Source organism: Azospirillum canadense (assembly GCF_025961225.1).
In the GTDB taxonomy this organism is placed as follows: domain Bacteria; phylum Pseudomonadota; class Alphaproteobacteria; order Azospirillales; family Azospirillaceae; genus Azospirillum; species Azospirillum canadense.
On the sequence record NZ_JAOQNG010000001.1, the window covers coordinates 1,379,334 to 1,401,620 of the forward strand.

Genomic DNA, 22,287 nt, shown 5'->3' on the forward strand with positions numbered 1-22,287 from the left:
GCGCAGACGGGCGCGGCGGGCGCGGGATTGCCAATTCCCGGAAAATGGGGCACAAGGGGCGTCTCCCCACCGGACCGCGTGCGGCGCGGCGGGGGAAACACCCGGAGATTTGAAAGGCGAGCGTCCGGACCATGGATGTGACGGCGGAAAACAAGAAGATGGCCGACCTCGATATCACGCGGATCATGCAGATGATCCCGCATCGATATCCGATTCTGATGATCGACCGCGTGGTGGACATCACGCTTGGCGAGAGCGCAACGGGCGTCAAGAACGTCACGATCAATGAGCCGTACTTCCAAGGGCATTTCCCGTCGCGTCCGGTCATGCCCGGTGTCCTGATCATCGAGGCGATGGCGCAGACCTCCGCCGTTCTGGTCGTCGGCACGCTGGGCGCCGAGGCTGAGGGCAAGCTCGTCTATTTCATGACGGTGGACGAGGCGCGTTTCCGCCGGCCGGTCACGCCCGGCGACACCATCCACATCCATGTGTCGAAGCAGCGCCAGCGCGCCAACGTGTGGAAGTTCAAGGGCGAGGCCAAGGTCAACGGCGTCCTCGTCGCCGAAGCCATCTATTCCGCCATGATTCTGGACGAGAAATGAGCGTTTCCATACACCCGTCCGCGGCCGTCGATCCGGCGGCCAAGCTGGGCGAGGGCGTTTTCATCGGTCCCTTCTGCGTCGTCGGCCCGGATGTCGAGCTGGGCGACCGCGTCCGGCTGGCCTCCCACGTCGTGGTGGAGGGGCGCACGAAGGTCGGTGAGGACACGGTCATCTACCCCTTCGCGTCCATCGGCCATCGGCCGCAGGACCTGAAGTTCAAGGGAGAGCCGTCGGAACTGGTCATCGGGCGCCGCAACCAGATCCGCGAGCACGTGACGATGAGCCCGGGGACCGAGGGCGGCGGTATGATCACCCGCGTCGGTGACAACGGCCTGTTCATGGTCGGCGTCCACGTCGCCCACGACTGCGTCGTCGGCAACAACGTGGTTCTGGCGAACAACGCCACGCTCGCCGGGCATGTGGAACTGGGTGACTTCGTCACCATCGGCGGCCTGTCGGCGGTGCACCAGTTCGTCCGCATCGGCTCGCACGCCATGATCGGCGGCATGTCCGGGGTGGAGAAGGACGTCATCCCCTACGGCCTCGTCATGGGGGAACGCGCGCGGCTGGCCGGCCTGAACCTGGTCGGGCTTGAGCGCCGCGGCTTCCAGAAAGACGACATCCACGCGCTCCGCGCCGCCTACCGCCTGCTGTTCGGTGCCGAAGGCACCTTCGCGGAGCGGATGGACGAGGTCGGGCGTGACTTTGGGGAGAAGACGCTCGTCTCCGACGTGTTGGACTTCATCCGGTCGCGGGCCTCGCGTTCGCTGTGCCAGCCCCGCGAGGGCTGACGGGACCGCCTGAGTTCCCGACGTCATGGCAGCTGGAGTGGAAGCCGTGTCGCAGCCGCGTCCAAAGCTCGGCATCCTGGCCGGCGGCGGCACCTTGCCCGCCCGGATCGCCGAGGCGGTGCGCGGGCAGGGGCGCGACGTGTTTATCGTCGCCTTCGAAGGCCACACGGACCCGGCGACGGTTGATGGACGCGCCCATCTGTGGAGCCGCTTCGGCGCGGCCGGCAGCATCATCGCGCGCCTGAAGCAGGAAGGCGTCGGCGACCTTGTGTTCGCCGGTCCGGTGCGCCGGCCGTCCTTCACCGAACTTCTTCCCGATTGGTACACGACGAAATTCCTCGCCAAGGTCGGCACGCGCGCGCTCGGCGACGACGGGCTGCTGCGCTCCGTGGCGAAGCAATTGGAAGGCGAAGGGTTCCGGGTGGTCGGTCTCCACGAGCTGCTGACCGGCCTTTTGACCGCCCCCGGGCCGGTCGGGCGCCTGATGCCCGACGAGGAGGCGGCGGGCGATATCGCCCGCGCCGTCGAGGTCGCCCGCGCCCTCGGGGCGCTCGACGTCGGGCAGGGGGCGGTGGTCCAGCAGGGCATCGTGCTGGCGGTGGAGGCCATCGAAGGGACGGACGCCATGCTCGACCGCTGCGCCGTCCTGCGCCGTCCCGGTCCCGGAGGGGTCCTCGTCAAGGTGAAGAAGCCGCAGCAGGACCGCCGCGTCGACCTGCCGACCATGGGCGTCACCACGGTGGAGAACGCCGCCCGCGCCGGGCTGCGCGGCATTGCGGTGGAGGCCGGCGGCAGCCTGCTTGTGGACCGCGCCGCCGTGGCCGAGGCCGCGGACCGGCTTGGCCTGTTCGTCGTGGGAATCGCGGTTCCGGACGCGCGTCCTGGGGAGCCATCGGCGTGAACGAAACCCGCGGGCCGCTGCTGTTCCTAATCGCGGGCGAGCCGTCGGGCGACGCGTTGGGCGCGCGTTTCATGGCGGCGTGCAAGCGCCTGACCGGCGGCCGAGTCCGCTTCGCCGGGATTGGCGGGGAACGGATGATCGCCGAGGGGCTGGAGAGCCTCTTCCCCATGGGCGAACTGACTCTGTTCGGCGTGTTCGAGCTGCTGCCGCACCTGCCAAACCTGCTCCGCCGGATGGACCAGACGGTGGAGGAGGTGCTGCGCCTGCGGCCGGACGCGGTGATCGGCATCGATTCGCCCGGTTTCACCGTCCGCATCGCCAAGCGCTTGCGCCAGCAGGCGCCCGACATCGCGCTGGTCCATTACGTCGCCCCGACGGTCTGGGCCTGGAAGCCGAAGCGCGCCGCCAAATACGCCGCGATCTACGACCATCTTTTGGCGATCCTGCCCTTCGAGCCGCCCTATTTCGAACGCGAGGGGCTGGCCTGCAGTTTCGTCGGCCATTCGGTGGTGGAGAGCGGGGCGGGGCAGGGCGACGCAGCCCGGTTCCGGGCCGAGCACGGGATCGCTGATGACGCGCGGGTGGTGGCGGTGCTCCCCGGCAGCCGCAAGGGGGAGGTGAGCCGCCTGTTGCCGGATTTCCGCGCAACGGTTGAACGCCTTCTTTCGACGCATCCGAATTTGGTCGTCGTGGTGCCGACGGTCGCCACCGTCCGGGATCGCGTCGCCGCGGCCTTGGCTGATTGGCCCTTGCGGACCATCCTCGTCGAAGGCGATTCGGCCAAGTACGACGCCTTCGCGGCGGCGGAGGCCGCGCTGGCGGCGTCTGGCACCGTGGCGCTGGAACTGGCCCAGGCCCGGCTACCGGCGGTGATCGCCTATCGGCTGAATCCGGTGACGGTCGCCTTGTATCGGCGCCTCATCCGGGTCAAATACGTCAATCTGGTCAACCTGATGCTCGACCGCATGCTGGTGCCGGAACTGCTGCAGGAGGAGTGCCGGCCGGACCGGCTGGCCGCCGAACTCGGCCGCCTGCTCGACGATCCCGCCGCGCGCGCCGCGCAGGTGGACGGGGTCGCCGAGGTTGCCCGCTGGCTCGGCCAGGGCGGCACGCCGCCCAGCGAACGCGCCGCCCGCGTGGTTCTGGACCTCGTCGCGATGCGTCAGGGCGATCACGTTGCCGATCAGGCGCCACGCCTTTCCGAAAGCCCGTTCAAGGGAGAAGAGACATCATGAGCGAGTTCCGCCTGCTCCACACCATGCTCCGGGTGTTCGACCTGGAGAAGTCGCTGGACTTCTACACCCGGCTGCTCGGCATGAAGCTGCTGCGCCGCAACGACTATGAGGGCGGTCGCTTCACGCTGGCCTTTGTCGGCTACGGCGACGAGAAGGACACCGCCGTCCTGGAACTGACCCACAATTGGGACCAGGCTGAGCCCTACCAGATCGGCACCGCCTACGGGCACATCGCGCTGGGCGTTCCGGACATCTACGCTACCTGCGAGCAGCTCGCGAAGGAAGGCGTGAAGATCCCGCGCCCGCCCGGTCCGATGAAGCACGGCACCACCGTGATCGCCTTCATTGAGGACCCGGACGGCTACAAGGTCGAGCTGATCGAGCGGAAGTAACGCGGTTCCGGGCGTCAGATGTTTTTGTAGAAGAGGACGGTGGCATGCCGGCTGCCGTCCGCTTCGACCGTGTAGCCCGGGATCTCACCGGCCCGCATCCAGCCGGTCCGCTCGTAAAAGGGTTCCCCGACGTTGCCCTTCAGAGTGTCGAGCACCAGAAGGGAGCGCCCCAGGCCGCGCGCAAACTCCTCCACATCGGTCATCAGACGCCGAGCGATACCGCGACCGCGGTGTCGGGTGAGGACCAGCAGCTTCTGGACCTCGGCGCGGTGCGCCCCGTTCGGGCGCGTGCAGAGCGCCAATTGAACACTGCCTAGCACCGTGCCGTCCGGTGCGCGCGCGACCAGCAGGCGGTGTGCTCCTCCCTCCAATTGCCGGGACACACCGGTCCAGAAATCGCGGTTCAGCGCCGGTGACAGCGGGGCGTGGTACCCGACGGACGCGCCGCTCGCGACGGCGTCCTCTAGGAGCGCTTCAAGGCCGGCCATCAGGGCCGGGTCGTCCAGGCGGTCGATTCGGGTGATCGTCAGGTCGGTGGTTGCAAAATTGGCGTTCATGGCGTTCGTGGGGAAGGTTGCGTGACAGCGCCAAGCTGCCGTCTGGAACCGTGGTGGCGCAATTGACTTCGCACAGGGACGGTGTGAGGATTTCTCACACGACGAATCCGGTACACCCATGCCGCGCCTTCCCTTCACCGCCCTGGCCGCCTTCGAATCCGCGTCGCGTCACGGCAGCATGACCCGCGCGGCCGAAGACCTCGGCCTCACACACGGGGCGGTCAGCCGGCAGGTCGGCGACTTGGAAAAGCAGCTCGGCACACGGCTGTTTGAACGCACGGCCCGCGGCCTCGTTCTCACCGACGCCGGAATCGACCTCGCGCGCGCCTGCACGGCCGGTTTCGGGCGCGTCCAGGAAAGCTGGGGGCGGATCGCCAGCGGCGGCCCGGAGCGTCTGCGGATCGCTGCGCCGCGGTCGTGGGCGGCCCTATGGCTGGTGCCGCGGCTTGGACGCTTCCTCGACCAGTGGCCGGACCTGCGGGTGGACATTGAAGGCGGCAATTCGGACCGGGCGTCGGAGGCGGAAACGGGATGGGCGGTCATCCGCTATGTGCGCGGCGGCGAGGGTGGACCCGACGGCACGACGCTGTCGGAGGAGCCGCTCTTTCCCATCTGCGCGCCGTCCATCGCCGCGGATCTGTGCACGCACATGGATTTGCACCGGCACCGTCTGCTGCATTTCCAGGCCTCGGCGGACTGGATCGTCTGGCGTGCGGCGACAGGCGCGGACGTCGACGTCGCGCAGGGCCTCAGCTTTTCCGAATCGGTGATGGTGGTTCAGGCGGCGATGGCGGGGCAGGGCGTGGCCATGGGCCGTCCGTCCCTGGTTCTCGACGCGTTGCGCGACGGGCGCTTGGCTTGCCCGCTCAGACCGGCGGTGCCGTCCGGGGATCGCTATGTGCTGACGGCCCCGAAGGAGGGGCGCGGACGCCGCGCGTTGCGGGCGTTCCGAGACTGGCTTTTGGACGAGGCGGACAGGGATCGCGCGGAACTGGCGAGGCGCGGGCTGTCTTGCTGAGCTGGTGATCGACGTCGGTGCGGACGCAAGCCCGTGCGGTGGAGGCGCAGCGGCCGCCACACCAGGAATCGCCCGGACGAATGGGTCAGACCAGCACCACCGCGGCGATCATCGCCAGGAGCACGACATAGACCAACAAACGACGCAGCCGCCGCGACAGCGGCGGCTTGTTGTCGTTGGCGGCCGGCAGGCCCAGGCGGGCCCGCCGTGCCGGAACGATGTACGCAGCCGGGCTGCGGGCGGCCCCGTCGGAGCCGCCCGTTCCGATGTGTGCTGTGGGCCGGTTAGCCACGCTCGGCCAGCGGCACGAACGACCGCTTGGTTTCGCCGGTGTAGAGCTGACGCGGACGGCCGATCTTCTGGACCGGATCCTCGATCATTTCCTTCCACTGGGAGATCCAGCCGACCGTGCGGGCCACGGCGAACAGCACGGTGAACATGCTGGTCGGGAAGCCCATCGCCTTCAGGATGATGCCCGAGTAGAAGTCGACGTTCGGGTACAGCTTCTTCTCGATGAAGTATTCGTCCGACAGGGCGATCTTCTCCAGCTCCATCGCGATGTCGAGGAGCGGCTCGTCCTTGATGCCCAGCTCGGAGAGCACTTCGTGGCAGGTCTTGCGCATGACCTGGGCGCGCGGGTCGTAGTTCTTGTAGACCCGGTGGCCGAAGCCCATCAGGCGGAAGTTGTCGTTCTTGTCCTTGGCGCGGCGGACGATCTCCGGAATGCGATCGACGGAGCCGATCTCCTCCAGCATCTTCAGCACGGCCTCGTTGGCGCCGCCGTGGGCCGGACCCCACAGAGAGGCGATGCCGGCGGCGATGCAAGCAAAGGGGTTCGCGCCGGAGGAGCCGGCCAGACGGACGGTCGAGGTCGAAGCGTTCTGCTCGTGGTCGGCGTGCAGGATGAAGATCTTGTCCATGGCCTTGGACAGGACCGGGTTGACCTTGAACGGCTCGCAGGGCGTGCCGAAGGTCATGTACAGGAAGTTCTCCGCGTAGGACAGGTCGTTGCGCGGATACATGAAGGGCTGGCCGACCGAGTACTTGTAGGCCATCGCGGCGATCGTCGGGATCTTCGCGATCAGGCGGTGCGCGGCGATCTTGCGCTGCACCGGATCCTCGATGTCCGTCGAGTCGTGGTAGAAGGCCGACAGCGCGCCGACGACGCCGCACAGGACGGCCATCGGGTGGGCGTCACGGCGGAAGCCGCTGTAGAAGCGGGTCAGCTGCTCGTGCACCATCGAGTGCCGGCGCAGGATGCTCTCGAACTCTTCCTTCTCGGCGGCGTTCGGGAGGTGGTTGTTCAGGAGGAGGTAGCACACCTCCGGGAAGGTCGCGTGCTCGGCCAGATCGTCGATGGCGTACCCGCGGTGCAGCAGGACACCCTCGTCACCGTCGATGTAGGTGATCTGCGATTCGCAGCTGCCCGTCGAAGTGAAGCCCGGATCGTAGGTAAAACAACCCGTCTCGGCGTACAGCTTGCGGATGTCGATCACGTCCGGACCGGTGCTTCCCTTCATAACGGGCAGGGTGACCTGCTTGCCGGTCCGATTGTCGGTAAGGGTGAAGGTTTCGGCCTTGTCCGCGGTTTGGGTCATCTCGGCACGTCCTTAGTTTTAGGGTTGGGGCTTACCGCCCTTTTCGAATCGGCGCAGCATAGTTCCATGCCGTAAGGATATCAACGCACGGAAGTTATCGCCGTGCTGCACCTGCGGCATCACTCATCCGCCCCAGCGTCTCGTCGCGACCGAGAATTTCCGCGACCTCGAAAATCGGCGGCGAGACGGTCGTGCCGGTCAGCGCGGCGCGCAGCGGCTGGGCGATTTTGCCCAGCTTCTCGCCGCGTTCTTCCGCAAAACGCCGGACTTGCGCCTCCAGCGCGGCGGCCGTGAAGTCCGCCTCCGCCCCGAACAGGGCGGCCAGCTCGACCAGGACGCCCCGGCCCTTGTCGTCGAGCAGGGCGGCCGCCTTGTCGTCCATGGGCAGCGGGCGGGCGGCCAGATAGAAGCGCGCGCTCTGCGCCAGATCCACGACGGTGCGGGCGCGCTGCTTAAGGCCGTTCATGGCCCGCTTCAAAATGCCGCGGTCGGCGTCGGTCAGCGAGCGGCCGAGGTCCGCCTCCAACCGCGGTGCGATCAGGCCGAGCAGGCGGTCGTCATCCGCCTGGCGCATGTAGTGCGCGTTCAGGTTCTCCAGCTTCGCGAAGTCGAAGCGGGACGGCGAGCGGCCGATGCCCTCCAGGTTGAACCACTCCACGGCCTGCTCGGTCGAGATGATCTCGTCGTCGCCGTGCGCCCAGCCGAGCCGCAGCAGGTAGTTGCGCACCGCCTCCGGCAGGTAGCCCATGTCGCGGTAGGCGTCGACGCCGAGCGCGCCGTGGCGCTTCGACAGCTTGGCGCCGTCCGGACCGTGGATCAGCGGGATGTGGCCGAACTCCGGCAAATCCCAGCCCATGGCGTTGTAGATCTGGATCTGGCGGAAGGTGTTGGTCAGGTGGTCGTCGCCGCGGATGACGTGGGTCACGCCCATGTCATGGTCGTCCACCACCACGGCCAGCAGGTAGGTCGGCGTGCCGTCGGCGCGCAGCAGGATCAGGTCGTCCAGCTGCGCGTTCTGCACGCGCACCTCGCCCTGGACATGGTCCTTCAGCACCGTTTCGCCGGTTTGCGGCGCCTTCAGCCGGATCACCGGCTTCACGCCGGCGGGGGCCTCCGACGGGTCGCGGTCGCGCCAGCGGCCGTCGTAGCGGACCGGCAGGCCGGCCGCCTTCTGCGCGGCGCGCATCTCGTCCAATTCTTCCGGGCTGGCGTAGCAATAGTAGGCGTTGCCGGCGGCCAGCATCTGCTGGGCGACCTCGGCGTGGCGGTCCTTGCGGGCGAACTGGCTGACGGCCTCGCCATCCCAGTCCAGGCCGAGCCAGGTCAAGCCGTCCAGGATTGCGTCCACCGCGGCGTCCGTCGAGCGTTGCCGGTCGGTGTCCTCGATGCGCAGCAAGTACGTGCCGCCGGTGTGGCGGGCGTACAGCCAGTTGAACAGCGCGGTGCGGGCGCCGCCGATATGGAGAAAACCGGTGGGCGACGGGGCGAAACGGGTGACGACGGTCATCGGTGGCTCAATTCCGGGTTCAGCACTGCTACAGTGGTGCGGTGGTGTAACACATTAAGCGCGCCGCGGGCATTTGCCATGCGCGCATAGGCGACAGTATGGGCGGCGGGGTGGCGACGGACAGCCTGTTGGAGGAGGATGGGGCGGCAGCGGGCGAGATCGGAGAGCGCTCCGGACCGCTGGCGCGCGCTTTGATGTGGCTGGCTGGCCGGCTTGTGGCGGAGCGGGAGCGCTGGGCGCTCTGGAGTCCCGTCGGAGTCGGCGGCGGTGTGGCCGCCTACTTCGCGTTGCCGTTCGAGCCTCCCCTGTGGCTTGGGCCGGCCGTTGCCGCCGGCGCGATCCTGCTTCTGTGGGCGTTGCGGCGGCGCCTTGGCGCGGTGGCGGCGTTGGTCGCGCTGCTGGCCGTTGCGCTGGGGTTCGCGGTGGCACAGACCCGCACCGTCCTGGTGTCCGCGCCGATCCCGGCGCGGGATATCGGGCCGACCACGGTCACCGGTCGCGTGCTGTCGGTCGAGCGGCAGCCGGCCGGCGCGCGGATGATCCTGGGCGGGCTGACCGTCGACAAGCTGAAGCCGGAGGCGACTCCGGACCGCGCGCGGCTGCGCCTTCCGGCGAAGTTCAAGCCGCCGGAAGCCGGCACCGTGGTCCGTTTGCGGGCGATGCTGCACCCGCCGGCGCCGCCGGCCGAGCCCGGCGCCTTCGATTTCCAGCGCCGCGCCTTCTTCCAAGGCTTTGGCGCCGTCGGATTCGTCCTTGGCACGCCGGAGGTGGTGGACGCCCCGCCGGTGTCCGGCTGGGATGCCGTGTCGGTGGCCTTCGACCGCGCGCGGGCGGTGATCGCCGAGCGGGTGCAGCGCGCCATCCCCGACCCGGTGGAGGCCAGCGTCACCGCCGCCCTACTGAACGGCGAGGAGGTGGCGATTCCCGAACCGGTGATGGACGCCTTCCGCAACAGCGGCCTCGCGCACCTCCTGTCGATCTCCGGCCTTCATGTGGGCATCGCCGCGGGGATCGTGTTCTGGGTGGTCCGCGCCCTGTTGGCGCTGGTGCCCTGGATTGCGCTGCGCTGGCCGATCAAGAAGATCGCCGCGGCGTTCGGCATCGTCTCAGCGCTGGCCTACACGATGCTGGTCGGGGCGCCGGTTCCGACGGTGCGGTCGGTGCTGTCCACCGGCCTGATCATGGGGGCGGTGATCCTGGACCGGTCACCGATCAGCATGCGGCTGGTCGCCTTCGCCGGCATCGTCACCATCGCCATGGAGCCGGAGGGGATGCTCGGCCCCAGCTTCCAGATGTCTTTCGCGGCGGTGGCGGCGCTGATCGCGGCCTTCGAGGTGGTCAATCCGATCCTGGCGCGCTGGCGGCAGGCGCTGGGCTGGGTAGGAGCACGATTGCTGGACCTCGGCACCATCGCCTTCACCAGCGTCATCGCCACAGCCGCGACCACGCCCTATTCGCTGTACCATTTTCAGCAGGTGGCCTTTTACGGCGTCCTATCGAACATGGTCGCCATCCCGATCACCTCGGTCTGGGTGATGCCCTGCAGCCTGCTCGCCTACCTGCTGATGCCCTTCGGCTTGGAAGAGCCGGCGTTGATCGCCATGAACTGGGGAGACCGTCTCGTCATCTGGACGGCGGAGTTCACGGCCGGCCTGCCGGGGGCTACGGCCTTCATCCCGGCCATGCCGACGGCGGGAATCGTGGCGGTGTCTCTGGGCGGGCTGTGGTTGCTGGTTTGGACCAGGCGCTGGCGGTTGCTGGGCCTGCTGCCGATCCTGTGGGGCATGGCGACTCCAATCCTGACCCATCGACCCGATGTGCTGGTCTCAAGCGACGGAGCCGTCATGGCCGTCCGTGGAGCCGACGGCCACCTCATCCTCTCCGGCAAGAGCGAGGGGCACGTTGCGGAGACGTGGCAGCGGCGGGACGGCCACGACGACGTTCCCGGCGTATGGCCGGATGCCGGGGCGACTCTTGACGACCGCATGCGCTGCGATGTCCTGGGTTGCCTCTATGCTGTTGAAGGCCGAACCATCGCCTTGCTGCGCGCCCCGGACGCCCTGGTCGAGGATTGCGCCCTCGCCGACATCGTGATCATCGCGACACCGGCGCGGGGATGCCGGGCGCCCCTGGTGATCGACCGGTGGCGCCTGCGCCGGGAAGGGGCGCAGGCGCTGTACGTCTCGCCGTCGGGCGTGCGCGTCGAAAGCGTGCGGGACGTACGCGGCGACCGGCCGTGGACAAAGATGCGCTAGCCCTCAGTACTTGCGGACCAGCCCGACGAGCTTGCCCTGCACCCGCACGCGGTCGGCGCCGAAGATGCGGGTTTCATAGGCGGCGTTGGCAGGCTCCAGCGCGACGGTGTTGCCCTTGCGGCGCAGCCGCTTCAGCGTCACTTCGGCGTCGTCCACCAATGCTACGACGATGGAGCCGTTGTCCGCCCCGTCGCAGCGCTGGATGATCACCGTGTCGTGGTCGAGGATGCCCGCCTCGACCATCGAGTCGCCGGCGACCTCCAGCGCGTAATGATCGCCCATGCCCAGCATGGCGGCCGGGATGTCCACGAAGGCCGAATTGTCGCGCAGCGCCTCAATGGGCGTGCCGGCGGCGATCCGTCCGTACAGGGGCAGTTGCACCGTCTCGGACGCGGGATTGGCTTCCCGTCCGGCAAAGGCGAAGTCGCCCTTGATGACGTTGGGCTGGAACTTCGCCCGCGGCGGACGGGCGCGGGCGGCCTCCAGCCCCTCGGGCAGGCGCAGGACCTCCAGGGCCCGGGCGCGGTGGGGAAGGCGGCGGATGAAGCCGCGCTCCTCAAGCCCCGTGATCAGGCGGTGGATGCCCGATTTGGACTTCAGGCTGAGCGCGTCCTTCATCTCGTCGAAGGAGGGGGACACACCGCCCTGTCCGAGCCGCTCGTGAATGAAAAGCAGCAATTCGTGCTGCTTGCGCGTGAGCATTTGTGCCTCCCGGCCGGTGCCGCACTAGATATGGAACAAAAGCAAAACGTTCCATTATGTTCTAGTTTGGTTCTTGGGCACCGTCAAGCCCCGCGGGGCGTGTTCGGCACAATTCTTTGGCTGCTCTTACAAAGTGAGTACGCCGCCCGAGAGCATGATGATCGTCACCGGGTCGCCGGCCTGCGCGGGCGGGGTGTTGGGCGGGCGGACGATCAGGCAATCGGCCTTGGCGAGCCGGGACATCATGGCGTTGTCCTGCCGCGCGAAAGGGGTCGCGACCAGGGTGCCATCGGTCTCCACCGTCACAGTCGCGCGCAAGTAATCCTCGCGCGAATCGTTCGCCCTCAGGGCGGCCCCCAGCTTGGCCGTCTGAGAAAAGCCCGGCCCCTCGGGCGCCAGTCCTTGCAGCACGCGCAGGATCGGCCGCAGGAACAGGATCGCGGCCACGCCCGTGGATACCGGGTTACCGGGCAGGCCCAGCAGCGGCACCACACCGGCGCGGGCCTTGGCCCTGCCAAACATCATCGCCTTACCGGGCTTCATGGCGATGGTGTAGAAATCGAGGTCCAACCCGCCCAGCACGTCCCGAACATGGTCGTGCTCGCCCTGCGAGGCGCCGCCGGTCGTCACCAGCAGGTCGCAGCCGGCCGCACCCGCGGCCATGGCGGCGAGGCTTTCGGGATCGTCCTTGGCGACGCCCAGATTGTGCGCGACGCCGCCCTGGGCCGCGACGAGCGCGCAGAGCCCCAGCGCGTTGGAACTGACGATCTGGCTCGGCCCTAGCGGCTCGCCGGGCAGGGCGATCTCGTCGCCGGTGGCGAGTACCGCGACGCGCGGACGCCGGTGCACCCGCAGCCAAGGCACGTTGGCGCAGGCGGCGAGCGCCACGTCGCGGGCCGTGATCAGGCGCCCCTTGGGCAGCAGCTCATCGCCGGCGGAAAAGTCGAGCCCCGCAGGGCGCACGAAGCGGCCGGCCTGAACGGCGCGGCCGACGCGGACGTGGTCGCCGTCCGCTTCGCAATCCTCCTGCATCACCACCGCGTCGGCCCCGGCGGGCAGGGGCGCCCCGGTGAAGATGCGCACGGTCTCGCCCGGATTTACCGTTCCACCGAAGGCGTGGCCGGCGGCGGCCTCGCCAATGCGGCGCAGGGATACGGGGTGGTCCGCCTCAGCCGCTGCAATATCGGCGGCGCGGATGGCCCAGCCGTCCATGGAGGACGCCGCGAAGGGCGGCTGGGTCAGGCGGGCGACGACCGGTTCGGCGAGCACGCGGCCGAGCGCGTCCGGCAGCGCCACCGTCTCCGCCGGCAGAGGCGCAAAGGCGGCGAGGATGCGGGCGCGGGCCTCAGCGACCGAGATCACGCGGGCGCCCCCCACTCACCGCTCTTGCCGCCGGCCTTGTGGAGCAGGCGGACGTCGGTGATGGTCATGCCGCGGTCCACCGCCTTGCACATGTCGTAGACCGTCAGGGCGGCGACCGACACGGCGGTCAGCGCCTCCATCTCCACGCCCGTCTGGCCCTTCAGCTTGCAGGTGGCGGTGATGTCCACCGCATTGCGGTCGGGGTCGCAGGTCAGGTCGACCTTGACGGAGGTCAGCGCCAGCGGGTGGCACAGCGGGATCAGGTCCGGCGTGCGCTTGGCGCCCATGATGCCGGCCAGCCGCGCCACCGACAGCACGTCGCCCTTCTTCATCCCGCCCTGCATGATCAGCGCCAGCGTCTCCGGCTGCATGACGACGGAACCTCGGGCGGTCGCCGTGCGCTCCGTCTCCGCCTTGTCGGAGACGTCGACCATCACGGCGCGCCCTTCGGAATCGAAATGGGTGAAGCCGGTCATGGGGCAGCCTCCGGTGTCAGGCGAGCAGGGCGCGGGTGGCGGCGGTCACGTCATCCTGGCGCATCAGCGACTCGCCGACCAGGAAGCAGCGCGCGCCGACCGCGGCCATGCGCGACAGGTCAGCGGGGGTGTAGAGGCCGCTTTCGGCGACCAGCATGCGGTCGGCCGGAACGTGGCGCGCCAACTCCTCCGTCGTCGCGATGTCCACGGCGAGCGTTTTAAGGTTCCTGTTGTTCACGCCCAGCAGCGGAGTCTTCAGCGCCAGCGCGCGGTCCAGCTCTTCGCGGTTGTGCACCTCGACCAGCACGTCGAGGCCCCAGGAGATCGCCGCGTCCTCGATCTCCACCGCCTGCGCGTCGCTCAGCGCGGCCATGATGATCAGGATGCAGTCGGCGCCCAGCGCGCGGGACTCCGCGAGCTGGTACGGGTCGACCATGAAGTCCTTGCGCAGCGCCGGCAGGTCGACCGCGGCGCGGGCGGCCATCAGATACTCGTCGCGGCCCTGGAAATAGGGTTCGTCGGTCAGCACCGACAGGCAGGTGGCGCCGCCCTCGCGGTAGGCGCGGGCAAGAGTCGGCGGGTCGAAGTCGGCGCGGATCAGGCCCTTGGACGGGCTGGCCTTCTTGATCTCGGCGATCAGGCCGTAGCGGCCGGCCTCCACCGCCCCGCGCAGCGCGCGGATGAAGCCGCGGGTCGGGCCGGCGTCGCGGGCGGCGGCCTCCACGTCCGACAGGGGGCGGGCGGCCTTGCGGGACGCGACCAGCGCGCGCTTGTCGTCGTTGATCCTGGTCAGGACGTCGCTCATGACGCGGGCACCGGCTCGTTGGAGATGGACACGAGATGCTGCAGGACGCTGAGTGCCCCGCCGCCATCGATGGCGTGGCGGGCCCGCTCCACACCCTCCTTCAGGTCGCCCGCCTTGCCGGCGACGTAGAGCGCGGCGGCTGCGTTCAGCAGGACGATGTCGCGGTAGGCGCCCTGCGCGCCGTCAAACAGGGCGCGGATGGCCTCCGCGTTCTCGTGGGCGTCGCCGCCCTTCAGGAGTTCCGGGCTGGCGCGGAAGATGCCGGCCTGCTCCGGCTCGATCTCGAACACCGTGACCTCGCCGTCCTTCAAATGGGCGACGGTGGTCGGGCCGGTCGTGGTGATCTCGTCCAGCCCGTCGGAGCCGTGGACGACCCACGCGGCCTCCGACCCCAGCCGCTTCAGCACTTGGGCCAGCGGCTCCACCCACTGCTTGGCGTAGACGCCCAGCAGTTGGCGCTTGGCGCTGGCCGGGTTGGACAGAGGGCCGAGAAGGTTGAAGATGGTGCGGGTGCCAAGCTCCACCCGTGTCGGGCCGACGTTGCGCATGGCGAGGTGGTGGCGCGGCGCCATCAGGAAGCCGATGCGCGCGTCCCACAGGGCCTTGCGCACCAGCCCCAGGTCGCAATCCAGGTTGACGCCCAGCGCCCCCAGCACGTCCGCCGCGCCGGACTTCGACGACATGGCGCGGTTGCCGTGCTTGGCGACCGGCACGCCGCAGGCGGCGATCACGATAGCCGCGGCGGTGGAGATGTTGTAGGTGCCGGCCCCGTCGCCGCCGGTGCCGCAGGTGTCGATGGTGCCCACAGGCGCCTCAACCGGGATGGCCTTCGACCGCATGACGCGGGCGGCCCCGGTGATCTCGTCCACCGTTTCCCCGCGCACGCGCAGCGCCATCAGGAAGGCGCCCATCTGCGACGGGGTGGCGTTGCCGGACATGATGATGTCGAAGGCGAGCGACGCCTCCGCCTCGGTCAGGGCGTTGCCGCCCGCGACCTTGGCGATGATGGCCTTCATGTCGTTCAGGTCGCCCGACGGGTGGGGTGCGGCGGGCGTGCTCATGCGGCGGTCTCCAGCGGGCGGCGGGTGGTGTCCAGGAAGTTTTTCAGGATCGTGTGGCCGTGCTCGCTCTCGATGCTCTCCGGGTGGAACTGCACGCCGTGGATCGGCAGCTCCTTGTGGGACAGCGCCATGATCAGCCCGTCCTCCGTCTCGCCCGTAACCTCCAGGCAGGAGGGCAGCGAGGAACGCTCGACGATCAGCGAGTGATAGCGCGTGGCTCGGAACGGGGAGGGCAACCCCCGCAGCACGCCGCGCCCCTGGTGGATCATGCGGTCGACCTTGCCGTGCATGGGCACCGGCGCGCGCACGACCTTGCCGCCGAAGGCCTGGCCGATGGCTTGGTGGCCCAGGCACACGCCCATCAGCGGCACGCCGGCCTTCGCGGCGGCGTCGATCAGGGGAAGGCAGACGCCGGCCTTGTCCGGGTCGCAGGGGCCGGGCGACAGGACGATGCCATCGGGGCGGAGCGACAGGGCATCCTGCACCGTCAGGCTGTCGTTGCGGCGCACGTCGATGTCGGCGCCCAGCTCGCCCAGGTAATGGACGAGGTTGTAGGTAAAGCTGTCGTAATTGTCGATGAGCAGCAGCATCGGGCGCCCCAGATCCTTCCGGCCTCGCGGTCCGGATCACCGTTCCGGCCTTGTTCCAAGGCCCGTACCCTAGCCGCTGAAGACGGGGATTTCTAGCCCCGACGGACCCTTCAACGGCACAGAATTAGCGGCACAGAAACTGCGGCGGGCTGCGTGGGCTGTCCACCATCGCGCCGCGCGCGTCGATCTCGAAGGTGAACTGGCAGCGGCGCACCTCGCGCGGCAGGTCCAGAGCGATGGTCGCCTGCGTTCCCGTGTAGCGGCAGATAAGGAAGACTTTGTCCCGCCGCGGGCCGATGAAGTCCCATTGCTGCGTCTCCGACCGGCCGCGGCGGAGGCTGCGGTCCGGCGCCTGCGTCGCGGGGGCGGGGGCGGGGGCGGCCATCTCCTTAGCGCGGTCTCCCTCGACCAGGGAGACTCCAGCGAACGCATGGCTGTCCTTGGCCGGGTAGGGCGACCAGCCGCCGGGGGCCTCGGGCTGGGCCTGCACGGTCAGGCTTGCCGGGCAGCGGACCTCCGCCGCGACGGCGTTGGACGCGCACAGGGCGAGGAGTGTGGACAGCAGGATCGTTCGCATGGCGGGTCACAGCATAGTCCCAGCCGCGGGGCGTCTCCAGCCCGCTCGGCTGTTGCAGGGCTGTGCCGGCGGTGCCACCCTGCGCGCCAACGAATAAGGGTTCGAGAGACAGCTTCCCATGGCCAGCAAAACGCCGCGCAAGCCCCGCAAAGCAGCGGCCCGGACGCCATCGGCAAAGACGCCATCCGCAAACCCCATTGTCCTGGCGCTGGCGGCCGTCGCGGTCGTCTTGGTCGTTGGGCTGGGCGCCAAGTTCCTGATCGGGCGCGATGCGCCGGAGACCCCGCGCACGGTCGCCGAGGCGCCGAAGCCCGCGCCGACTCCGGCGCAAGCTCCCGTCGCAGCGCTGCCTCCCGTGGCCAAGCCGGTTCCGCCACCCGCGGCGGTCGTGCCCCCACCTCCTGTGGTCGCCGAACCCCCGCTGGCCGTCACCGAGCCCGAGCCGGGCGAGTCCGCCGAAGAGCCGGAGGTGCAGACGGCCAAGCCGGCGCCGCCCCCACCCACGCCCATGCCGCAGACCAAGCCCGAGGTGGCGATGCTGCCGCCGCCGATCGCGCCGGTGCAGCCGCCGTCCGGCACTCCGGCCTGGAAGCGGAACGCCGTGCCGTCGCACCCGCCGTCGGACAAGCCGGCCATCGCCATCGTCATCGACGACATGGGCGTGGACCGCAAGCGTTCCACCCGCGCGGCCTCCCTCCCGGCGCCGCTGACGCTGGCGTGGCTGCCCTACGCCCACGACCTGTCGGCGCAGGCGCGCGCCGCGCGCGCCTCCGGCCACGAGCTGTTGCTGCATTTGCCGATGGAGCCCAGCGGCCACGCCGATCCGGGGCCGGACGCGCTGCTGGTCTCGCTGGGCAAGGCGGAGATTCTGCGGCGGGCCAAGGCCGCGCTGGACAGCTACGACGGCTTCGTCGGCGTGAACAACCACATGGGCAGCCGCTTCACCTCCGATTACGCGTCCATGGCGCTGGTCCTGCCGGAGATCGCCAAGCGGGGCCTGCTCTGGCTGGACAGCCGGACCACGGCGAAGAGCGCCGGCATCTCCATCGCGCAGGAACTGCGGATGCCCTACGCCGGTCGCGACATCTTCCTGGACAACGAGATGACGGTCCCCGCGGTGCGCGCGCAGCTGGCGAAGACGGAGCAGGTCGCCCGGCACCAGGGCTTCGCCATCGCCATCGGCCATCCGCACGATGCGACAATCGAGGCCCTGGCGTCCTGGCTGCCGGAGGTGCAGAAGCGTGGCTTCGTCCTGGTTCCGGTCAGCGCGGTCGTGCGCGCCCATCACGCCGGCGGGTGACCGCCGGCCCAGGGGAGGATCAACGCGGCCTCGAAGCCGTCAGCCCGCCTGCACTGCCCGACGCATCCGCCGTGCCCGCCAGATCAGCAGGGCGCCCGCCCAGGCCAACGACACCAGCAGCGCGGCGGTCAGCGCCACCGCCCGGCCGAACGGCTCGGCCATCAGATGCGCGGCCAGCATGGCCAGCCCGATCGCCGGATTGGTCAGCAAGGCGCTGCGCATTGCGGCGGCCACGGTTTCTCCGCCCATGCGCGGGTGCAGGATCACCGTCAGGCAGGTCAAGGCGATGGGATAGACGGCGGCGACCCCGGTCGCCCGCGGCCCGATGACGTGGCTGAGCGTGGTCACGGCCGCGACCAGCAGGCCGACGAGGGCGGCGCGCGCCGGAATGTCGTACCAGCGCGGCCCGCCTTTCGGCAGGGGCGCCTGCCCCGGCCGGAAGGTCCGGACCAACCCATAGGCGATGCCGTACGCAGCCAGGTTCACGAGCAGCGCGCCCGCCAGCGTCCAGTCGCCGGCCGAACGCAGCGCGACCGCGATGGCGATCCACAGCGCGGAGCTTAGGAGCACCGTGGCCCCGACGCCGAAACGCGGGGCGATGCGTACCAGCGCCGCGAGGAAGAGGATCATCGCCCCGTTGGTGACGAGACTGGACAGCGCGCTGTCGGCGATGAAGCGGTCGTCATGCTCCATGGCCAGCAGGACGTAGGCCGGCCCGGTGGACACGGGCAGGGCGGAGATCACCCCGCCGACGAACGGCCCGGCCTTTTCCGACGCGATGGACGCAATAACGACCACGAGGGCCGCCGCCACCACCTTGATGAGCAGCGGCAGCAGAACCGAATCAAGCGGCATCGTTCACGAACTGATGAGTGTCGGGGAGGAGGGATTCACCACAGAGACACGGAGACACAGAGGAGTCACTCTCTGTATCTCCGTGTCTCTGTGGTGAAGGAAGAACGCCGGAATTTACCGCGCCGAGGTCTCGCGCACGGTTTCCTCGGCGGCGCGGATCAGGGCCATCGACTTGTTGACGGTCTCCTGGTATTCGGCCTCCGGGTCGCTGTCGGCGACCACGCCGCCGCCGGCCTGCACGTACATCATGCCGTCCTTCAGCACGGCGGTGCGCAGCGCGATGCAGGTGTCCATGGCGCCGGACGCGCCGAAATAGCCCACGCAGCCGGCGTAGACGCCGCGCCGCGCCTTCTCCAGCTCGTCGATGATCTCCATGGCGCGGACCTTCGGCGCGCCGGACACCGTGCCGGCCGGGAAGCCGGCGACCAGCGCGTCGAGCGCGTCGTGCTTCGGGTCCAGCTCGCCCTCGACGTTGGAGACGATGTGCATGACGTGGCTGTACAGCTCCACGATCATCTTCTGCGTCACCTTGACCGTGCCGACCCGGGCAACGCGGCCCACGTCGTTGCGCCCGAGGTCGAGCAGCATCAGATGCTCGGCCAGTTCCTTGGGATCGCTCAGCAGATCCTCGGCCAGAGCCTGGTCCTCCGCCGTGGTGGCGCCGCGCTTGCGGGTGCCGGCGATCGGGCGGATGGTCACCTTGCCGTCGCGCACGCGCACCAGGATCTCCGGGCTGGAGCCGACGATGGACAGCTCCCCGAAGTCGCAATGGAACAGGAACGGCGATGGGTTCAGGCGGCGCAGCGTGCGGTACAGCGCCAGCGGCGACGGCTTGAAGGGGAAGCGGATGCGCTGCGACGGCACGACCTGGAAGATGTCGCCGGCGCGGATGTACTCCTTCGCCCGCTCCACGATCGCGTGATACTCCTCGCGCGTCGTGTTGGACGTCCAGGCGAGCGGCAGCCCGTCCTTGGTGCGCGGCTCCCGCCGGTAGGGAAGGGGGCGCTCCAGGTCGGCGACGGCATCCATCAGCCGCTCCCGCGCGTCGCCGTAAGCGGCGCGGGTGTCCAGGCCGGGTTTCGGCCAGACCGAGGTGACCAGCGTCACCGAATCGGTGTGGCTGTCAAAGATGGCGACAATGCTCGGCCGGGTCAGGATGGCGTCGGGGATGCCCAGTTCATCGGGATTGTCGTCCGGCAGCCGCTCCATCAGTCGGACCATGTCGTAGGTCAGGTAGCCGAACAGGCCGGCCGCCATGGGCGGCAGCTCGTCGGGCAGGTCGATCCGGCTCTCCCCGATCAGCGCGCGCAGCGACTCCAGCGGTGCTGCGTCCACCGGCTCGTAGGCGTCGCGGTCGTGCAAGGCGTGGCGGTTGACCTCCGCCTGGTTGCGCCGGCAGCGCCAGACGAGGTCCGGCTTGAAGCCGATCACCGAATAGCGGTCGCGGCGGGAGCCCGCCCCGCGCTCCGCCGACTCCAGAAGGAAGCCGAAGGGGCGCCCGTCGGCCAGCTTCATGTAGGCGGAGACGGGCGTTTCCAGGTCGCTCACCAGCGTGGTCCAGACGACCTGCGGCTTGCCGGCCGAATAGACGCTGTCGAACGCGGTGAATTCCGGCTGAACCTTCACGGGACGGACCCTCGATAAGACGCTGTTACTGATTACCGGTCGCGAAGAACTGGTCGATCCGCGCGTGGTGGATGTCGACCGGGTATTCCTTGCGCAGGGCGTTGCCGAACTGGGACATGATGTCGCTCTCCATGCCCTGGGCGACGGTGCTCTCGACGCTCGCCAGATTGGCGTCGGATGCCTTCGGGTCGACCGGGATGACCTCCTTCAGGCGGGCGACGACCTGGGCGTCGCTGGACGTGCCTGTGACCACCTCGCCGGGCTTGGCGGCGAACAGCTTGCCGACCATCTCCGCCGGCAGACCTTCGACCGACTTGGCGTCGCGGGTGAAGGGGGCGGTCATGGCGAAGCTGCCGCCGGCCTGGGTGGCCACGTCCTGCGCCGCGGCCTCGGAGCCCTGCTTCAGCTTGCCGACAATCTCCTCCGCCTTGGCGGCGGCGGCCTGAGCACGCTTATCCTCCTGCCAGCCGGCGACGACCTGGTCGCGCACCTCGGCCAGCGGCTTCACCTTTGCCGGCGTCACGCCGTCGACGCGCACCGCGAAGAAGCTGTTGTTGGCGCCCTCGGTCAGGGTGGAGGTGGCGCCGGAGGCGAGCTGGAAGGCGGCCTTCAGCATGTTGGGCAGGTCCGGCTGGTCCGGGGCGGCGTTCTTGCCGTCCGGCGCCTTGCCGCTGCTGTCCACGGCGGCGATCTTGGAGACCTTCATGCCCTGGGCCTGGGCGACCTCATCCAGCGACGCGCCGCTGGCCAGCTGGTCCTCGACCCGATTGGCGATGGAGTAGACCGAGTCGAGCGCCTTTTCCTTCTGCATCTCGGCGAGCAGCTGGGCGCGCACGTCCTCGAAGCTCTTGGTGGCACCCGGCTGGATGGCGGTCACCGCCAGCACGTGCCAGCCCAGGCCAGACTTGACAGGGCCGCCGACGGCGCCCTGCGCCAGCGCGAAGGCGGCGTCGCCGATCTCCGGCAACTCGTTGCGGGCGATGTTGTCCAGCGTGATGGGGTCGACGCCGGCGTCCTTGGCGGCGGTGGGCAGCCCCTTGGCCTTGGCAGCCTCGGCGATGGCCTTCGCCTTCGCCTCGTCGTCCACGACCACCATCTCGATGGAGCGGCGCTCCGGCGTGCCGAACTCCGACGCGCGCTCGTCATAGGCGGCGCGCAGCTGATCGTCGGGGATCTGGATGTCCTTCGCCAGCGAATCGGGGGACAGCTGGGCGATGGTCAGCGCCCGGTACTCCGGCGCTGTGAAGCGGACCTGATGGTCCTCGTAATAGCGGGTCAGCTCCGCGTCGTCGGGCACGCCGACGTCGCCGACGCTGGCGTTCGGCAGGGTGATCATCTCGGCCACGCGCTTCTCGCCGCGGTAGCGATAGAGATCCTCCACCAGCACCTTCGGCGGCGCCACGCCGGAGCTGACGGCGCCGGACACGAACTCGCGCGCCAGTTCGCGGCGCAGGATCGCGACGTAGCCGTCTTCCGTCAGCTGGTTGTTGCGCAGCACGGTGCGGAACAGCGCCGGGTCGAACTGGCCCTGCGGGTTGCGGAAGGCCGGTTCGTCGCCGATGCGCAGCCGGACGACGTCCGGACCGACGGCGATGCCCAGGTCGCGGGCCGCTTGGTCGTACAGCGCGCGCTGCACGAGCGCCGACAGCGACTGGTCCAGCAGGCCGAACTGGCGCGCCTGCTCGGCCGTCAGGTTGCCGCCGAACATCGGGCGCAGCCGCTCCATCTGGCGGCGGAACTCCTGGTCCAGCTCGACGCGGTCGATGTCCACCTTGCCGACCGACGCGACGGTGCTGGAGACGCCGCCTTTGCGGATCATGTCGCCGATGCCCCAGATTCCGAAGCTGAGGATCAGGAGCACGAACAGGATCTTGACGATCCACGAACCGGCGTAATTGCGGATGAACTGAAGCATGGGACCCGAATGAGAGCGCGAAATTCGGCCGGTCGGCCGGGCGGGGCATCATAGGCACCCCGCGAAAGCCCGGCAACACCCCATTTCCCCCGTCATTTCGCCCCGGAAGTGGCGGCCGGAAAGGTGGATTCGCCAGCGGATTCGGATAGGTGGAAAATGCCC

Annotated in this window: 22 protein-coding genes; 8 read left to right on the plus strand and 14 right to left on the minus strand. The window is 69.2% G+C overall.

Going from position 1 to position 22,287, the window contains the following annotated elements; all coding sequences use genetic code 11:
• Positions 1-131: 131 nt before the first annotated feature.
• Genes fabZ through gloA form a run of 5 tightly spaced genes read left to right on the plus strand, consistent with a single transcriptional unit; the run spans position 132 to position 3,921 of the window.
• The gene (fabZ, locus tag M2351_RS06570; protein WP_264655306.1) at positions 132-602 is read left to right on the plus strand and encodes a 3-hydroxyacyl-ACP dehydratase FabZ; all 471 of its coding nucleotides are present in this window, start codon (positions 132-134) and stop codon (positions 600-602) included.
• On the plus strand, positions 599-1,393 hold the full coding sequence (lpxA, locus tag M2351_RS06575) for an acyl-ACP--UDP-N-acetylglucosamine O-acyltransferase (RefSeq protein ID WP_264655307.1): 795 nt from the start codon (positions 599-601) through the stop codon (positions 1,391-1,393). Before fabZ ends, lpxA begins: the two co-directional genes overlap by 4 nt.
• Before the next feature lie 46 nt (positions 1,394-1,439).
• Positions 1,440-2,294 (plus strand): LpxI family protein, encoded by an 855-nt coding sequence (locus tag M2351_RS06580; RefSeq protein WP_264655308.1) that lies wholly within the window; start codon positions 1,440-1,442, stop codon positions 2,292-2,294.
• Entirely contained in the window at positions 2,291-3,529 is a 1,239-nt protein-coding gene (lpxB, locus tag M2351_RS06585; RefSeq protein ID WP_264655309.1) for a lipid-A-disaccharide synthase, read from the plus strand. Before M2351_RS06580 ends, lpxB begins: the two co-directional genes overlap by 4 nt.
• Positions 3,526-3,921: a lactoylglutathione lyase gene (gene gloA / locus M2351_RS06590; protein WP_209764428.1), complete on the plus strand. Its 396-nt coding sequence runs from the start codon at positions 3,526-3,528 to the stop codon at positions 3,919-3,921. The genes lpxB and gloA overlap by 4 nt, the downstream gene beginning before the upstream one ends.
• Positions 3,922-3,935: 14 nt before the next feature.
• Here gloA and M2351_RS06595 read toward each other — a convergent pair whose 3' ends face one another.
• Positions 3,936-4,478, minus strand: a complete 543-nt coding sequence (locus M2351_RS06595) for a GNAT family N-acetyltransferase (RefSeq protein ID WP_264655310.1) — start codon at positions 4,476-4,478, stop codon at positions 3,936-3,938.
• A gap of 118 nt (positions 4,479-4,596) precedes the next feature.
• Between M2351_RS06595 and M2351_RS06600 the strand changes: the two genes are divergently transcribed.
• Positions 4,597-5,496, plus strand: a complete 900-nt coding sequence (locus tag M2351_RS06600; protein WP_264655311.1) for a LysR substrate-binding domain-containing protein — start codon at positions 4,597-4,599, stop codon at positions 5,494-5,496.
• Positions 5,497-5,581: 85 nt separating this feature from the next.
• On the opposite strand, the gene M2351_RS06605 is transcribed toward M2351_RS06600, so the two are convergent.
• From M2351_RS06605 to gltX, 3 genes are all read right to left on the minus strand, one after another.
• Positions 5,582-5,788 (minus strand): hypothetical protein, encoded by a 207-nt coding sequence (locus tag M2351_RS06605; RefSeq protein ID WP_264655312.1) that lies wholly within the window; start codon positions 5,786-5,788, stop codon positions 5,582-5,584.
• On the minus strand, positions 5,781-7,094 hold the full coding sequence (gltA, locus tag M2351_RS06610; RefSeq protein WP_264655313.1) for a citrate synthase: 1,314 nt from the start codon (positions 7,092-7,094) through the stop codon (positions 5,781-5,783). Before gltA ends, M2351_RS06605 begins: the two co-directional genes overlap by 8 nt.
• 94 nt (positions 7,095-7,188) lie before the next feature.
• Positions 7,189-8,601 (minus strand): glutamate--tRNA ligase, encoded by a 1,413-nt coding sequence (gltX, locus tag M2351_RS06615; protein WP_264655314.1) that lies wholly within the window; start codon positions 8,599-8,601, stop codon positions 7,189-7,191.
• Between the two features lie 110 nt (positions 8,602-8,711).
• Here gltX and M2351_RS06620 point away from each other — a divergent pair, with 110 nt between their 5' ends.
• A complete protein-coding gene (locus M2351_RS06620) occupies positions 8,712-10,856 on the plus strand; it encodes a ComEC/Rec2 family competence protein (RefSeq protein WP_264655315.1) in 2,145 nt (714 codons plus the stop codon).
• A 3-nt stretch (positions 10,857-10,859) separates the two neighbouring features.
• On the opposite strand, the gene lexA is transcribed toward M2351_RS06620, so the two are convergent.
• The 7 genes from lexA to M2351_RS06655 form a co-directional block, all read right to left on the minus strand.
• On the minus strand, positions 10,860-11,558 hold the full coding sequence (gene lexA / locus M2351_RS06625; RefSeq protein WP_264655316.1) for a transcriptional repressor LexA: 699 nt from the start codon (positions 11,556-11,558) through the stop codon (positions 10,860-10,862).
• 126 nt (positions 11,559-11,684) lie between these two features.
• Positions 11,685-12,920 (minus strand): molybdopterin molybdotransferase MoeA, encoded by a 1,236-nt coding sequence (locus M2351_RS06630; protein WP_264655317.1) that lies wholly within the window; start codon positions 12,918-12,920, stop codon positions 11,685-11,687.
• Entirely contained in the window at positions 12,917-13,396 is a 480-nt protein-coding gene (gene moaC, locus M2351_RS06635) for a cyclic pyranopterin monophosphate synthase MoaC (RefSeq protein ID WP_264655318.1), read from the minus strand. Before moaC ends, M2351_RS06630 begins: the two co-directional genes overlap by 4 nt.
• A gap of 16 nt (positions 13,397-13,412) precedes the next feature.
• The gene (gene trpC / locus M2351_RS06640; protein WP_264655319.1) at positions 13,413-14,201 is read right to left on the minus strand and encodes an indole-3-glycerol phosphate synthase TrpC; all 789 of its coding nucleotides are present in this window, start codon (positions 14,199-14,201) and stop codon (positions 13,413-13,415) included.
• Complete coding sequence (gene trpD, locus M2351_RS06645; RefSeq protein ID WP_264655320.1) at positions 14,198-15,262, minus strand: anthranilate phosphoribosyltransferase; 1,065 nt, start codon at positions 15,260-15,262, stop codon at positions 14,198-14,200. Before trpD ends, trpC begins: the two co-directional genes overlap by 4 nt.
• Positions 15,259-15,852 (minus strand): anthranilate synthase component II, encoded by a 594-nt coding sequence (locus M2351_RS06650; protein ID WP_264655321.1) that lies wholly within the window; start codon positions 15,850-15,852, stop codon positions 15,259-15,261. Before M2351_RS06650 ends, trpD begins: the two co-directional genes overlap by 4 nt.
• Positions 15,853-15,976: 124 nt before the next feature.
• Positions 15,977-16,429: an STY0301 family protein gene (locus M2351_RS06655; protein WP_264655322.1), complete on the minus strand. Its 453-nt coding sequence runs from the start codon at positions 16,427-16,429 to the stop codon at positions 15,977-15,979.
• 118 nt (positions 16,430-16,547) lie between these two features.
• On the opposite strand from M2351_RS06655, the gene M2351_RS06660 reads away from it, so the two are divergent.
• Positions 16,548-17,729: a divergent polysaccharide deacetylase family protein gene (locus M2351_RS06660; protein WP_264655323.1), complete on the plus strand. Its 1,182-nt coding sequence runs from the start codon at positions 16,548-16,550 to the stop codon at positions 17,727-17,729.
• A gap of 39 nt (positions 17,730-17,768) precedes the next feature.
• Here the strand turns inward: M2351_RS06660 and M2351_RS06665 are convergent, their stop codons facing one another.
• From M2351_RS06665 to M2351_RS06675, 3 genes are all read right to left on the minus strand, one after another.
• Complete coding sequence (locus tag M2351_RS06665; protein ID WP_264655324.1) at positions 17,769-18,584, minus strand: hypothetical protein; 816 nt, start codon at positions 18,582-18,584, stop codon at positions 17,769-17,771.
• A gap of 114 nt (positions 18,585-18,698) precedes the next feature.
• A complete protein-coding gene (gene trpE, locus M2351_RS06670) occupies positions 18,699-20,210 on the minus strand; it encodes an anthranilate synthase component I (protein ID WP_264655325.1) in 1,512 nt (503 codons plus the stop codon).
• A gap of 25 nt (positions 20,211-20,235) precedes the next feature.
• Positions 20,236-22,125, minus strand: a complete 1,890-nt coding sequence (locus M2351_RS06675) for a peptidylprolyl isomerase (protein WP_264655326.1) — start codon at positions 22,123-22,125, stop codon at positions 20,236-20,238.
• Positions 22,126-22,287: the final 162 nt, after the last annotated feature.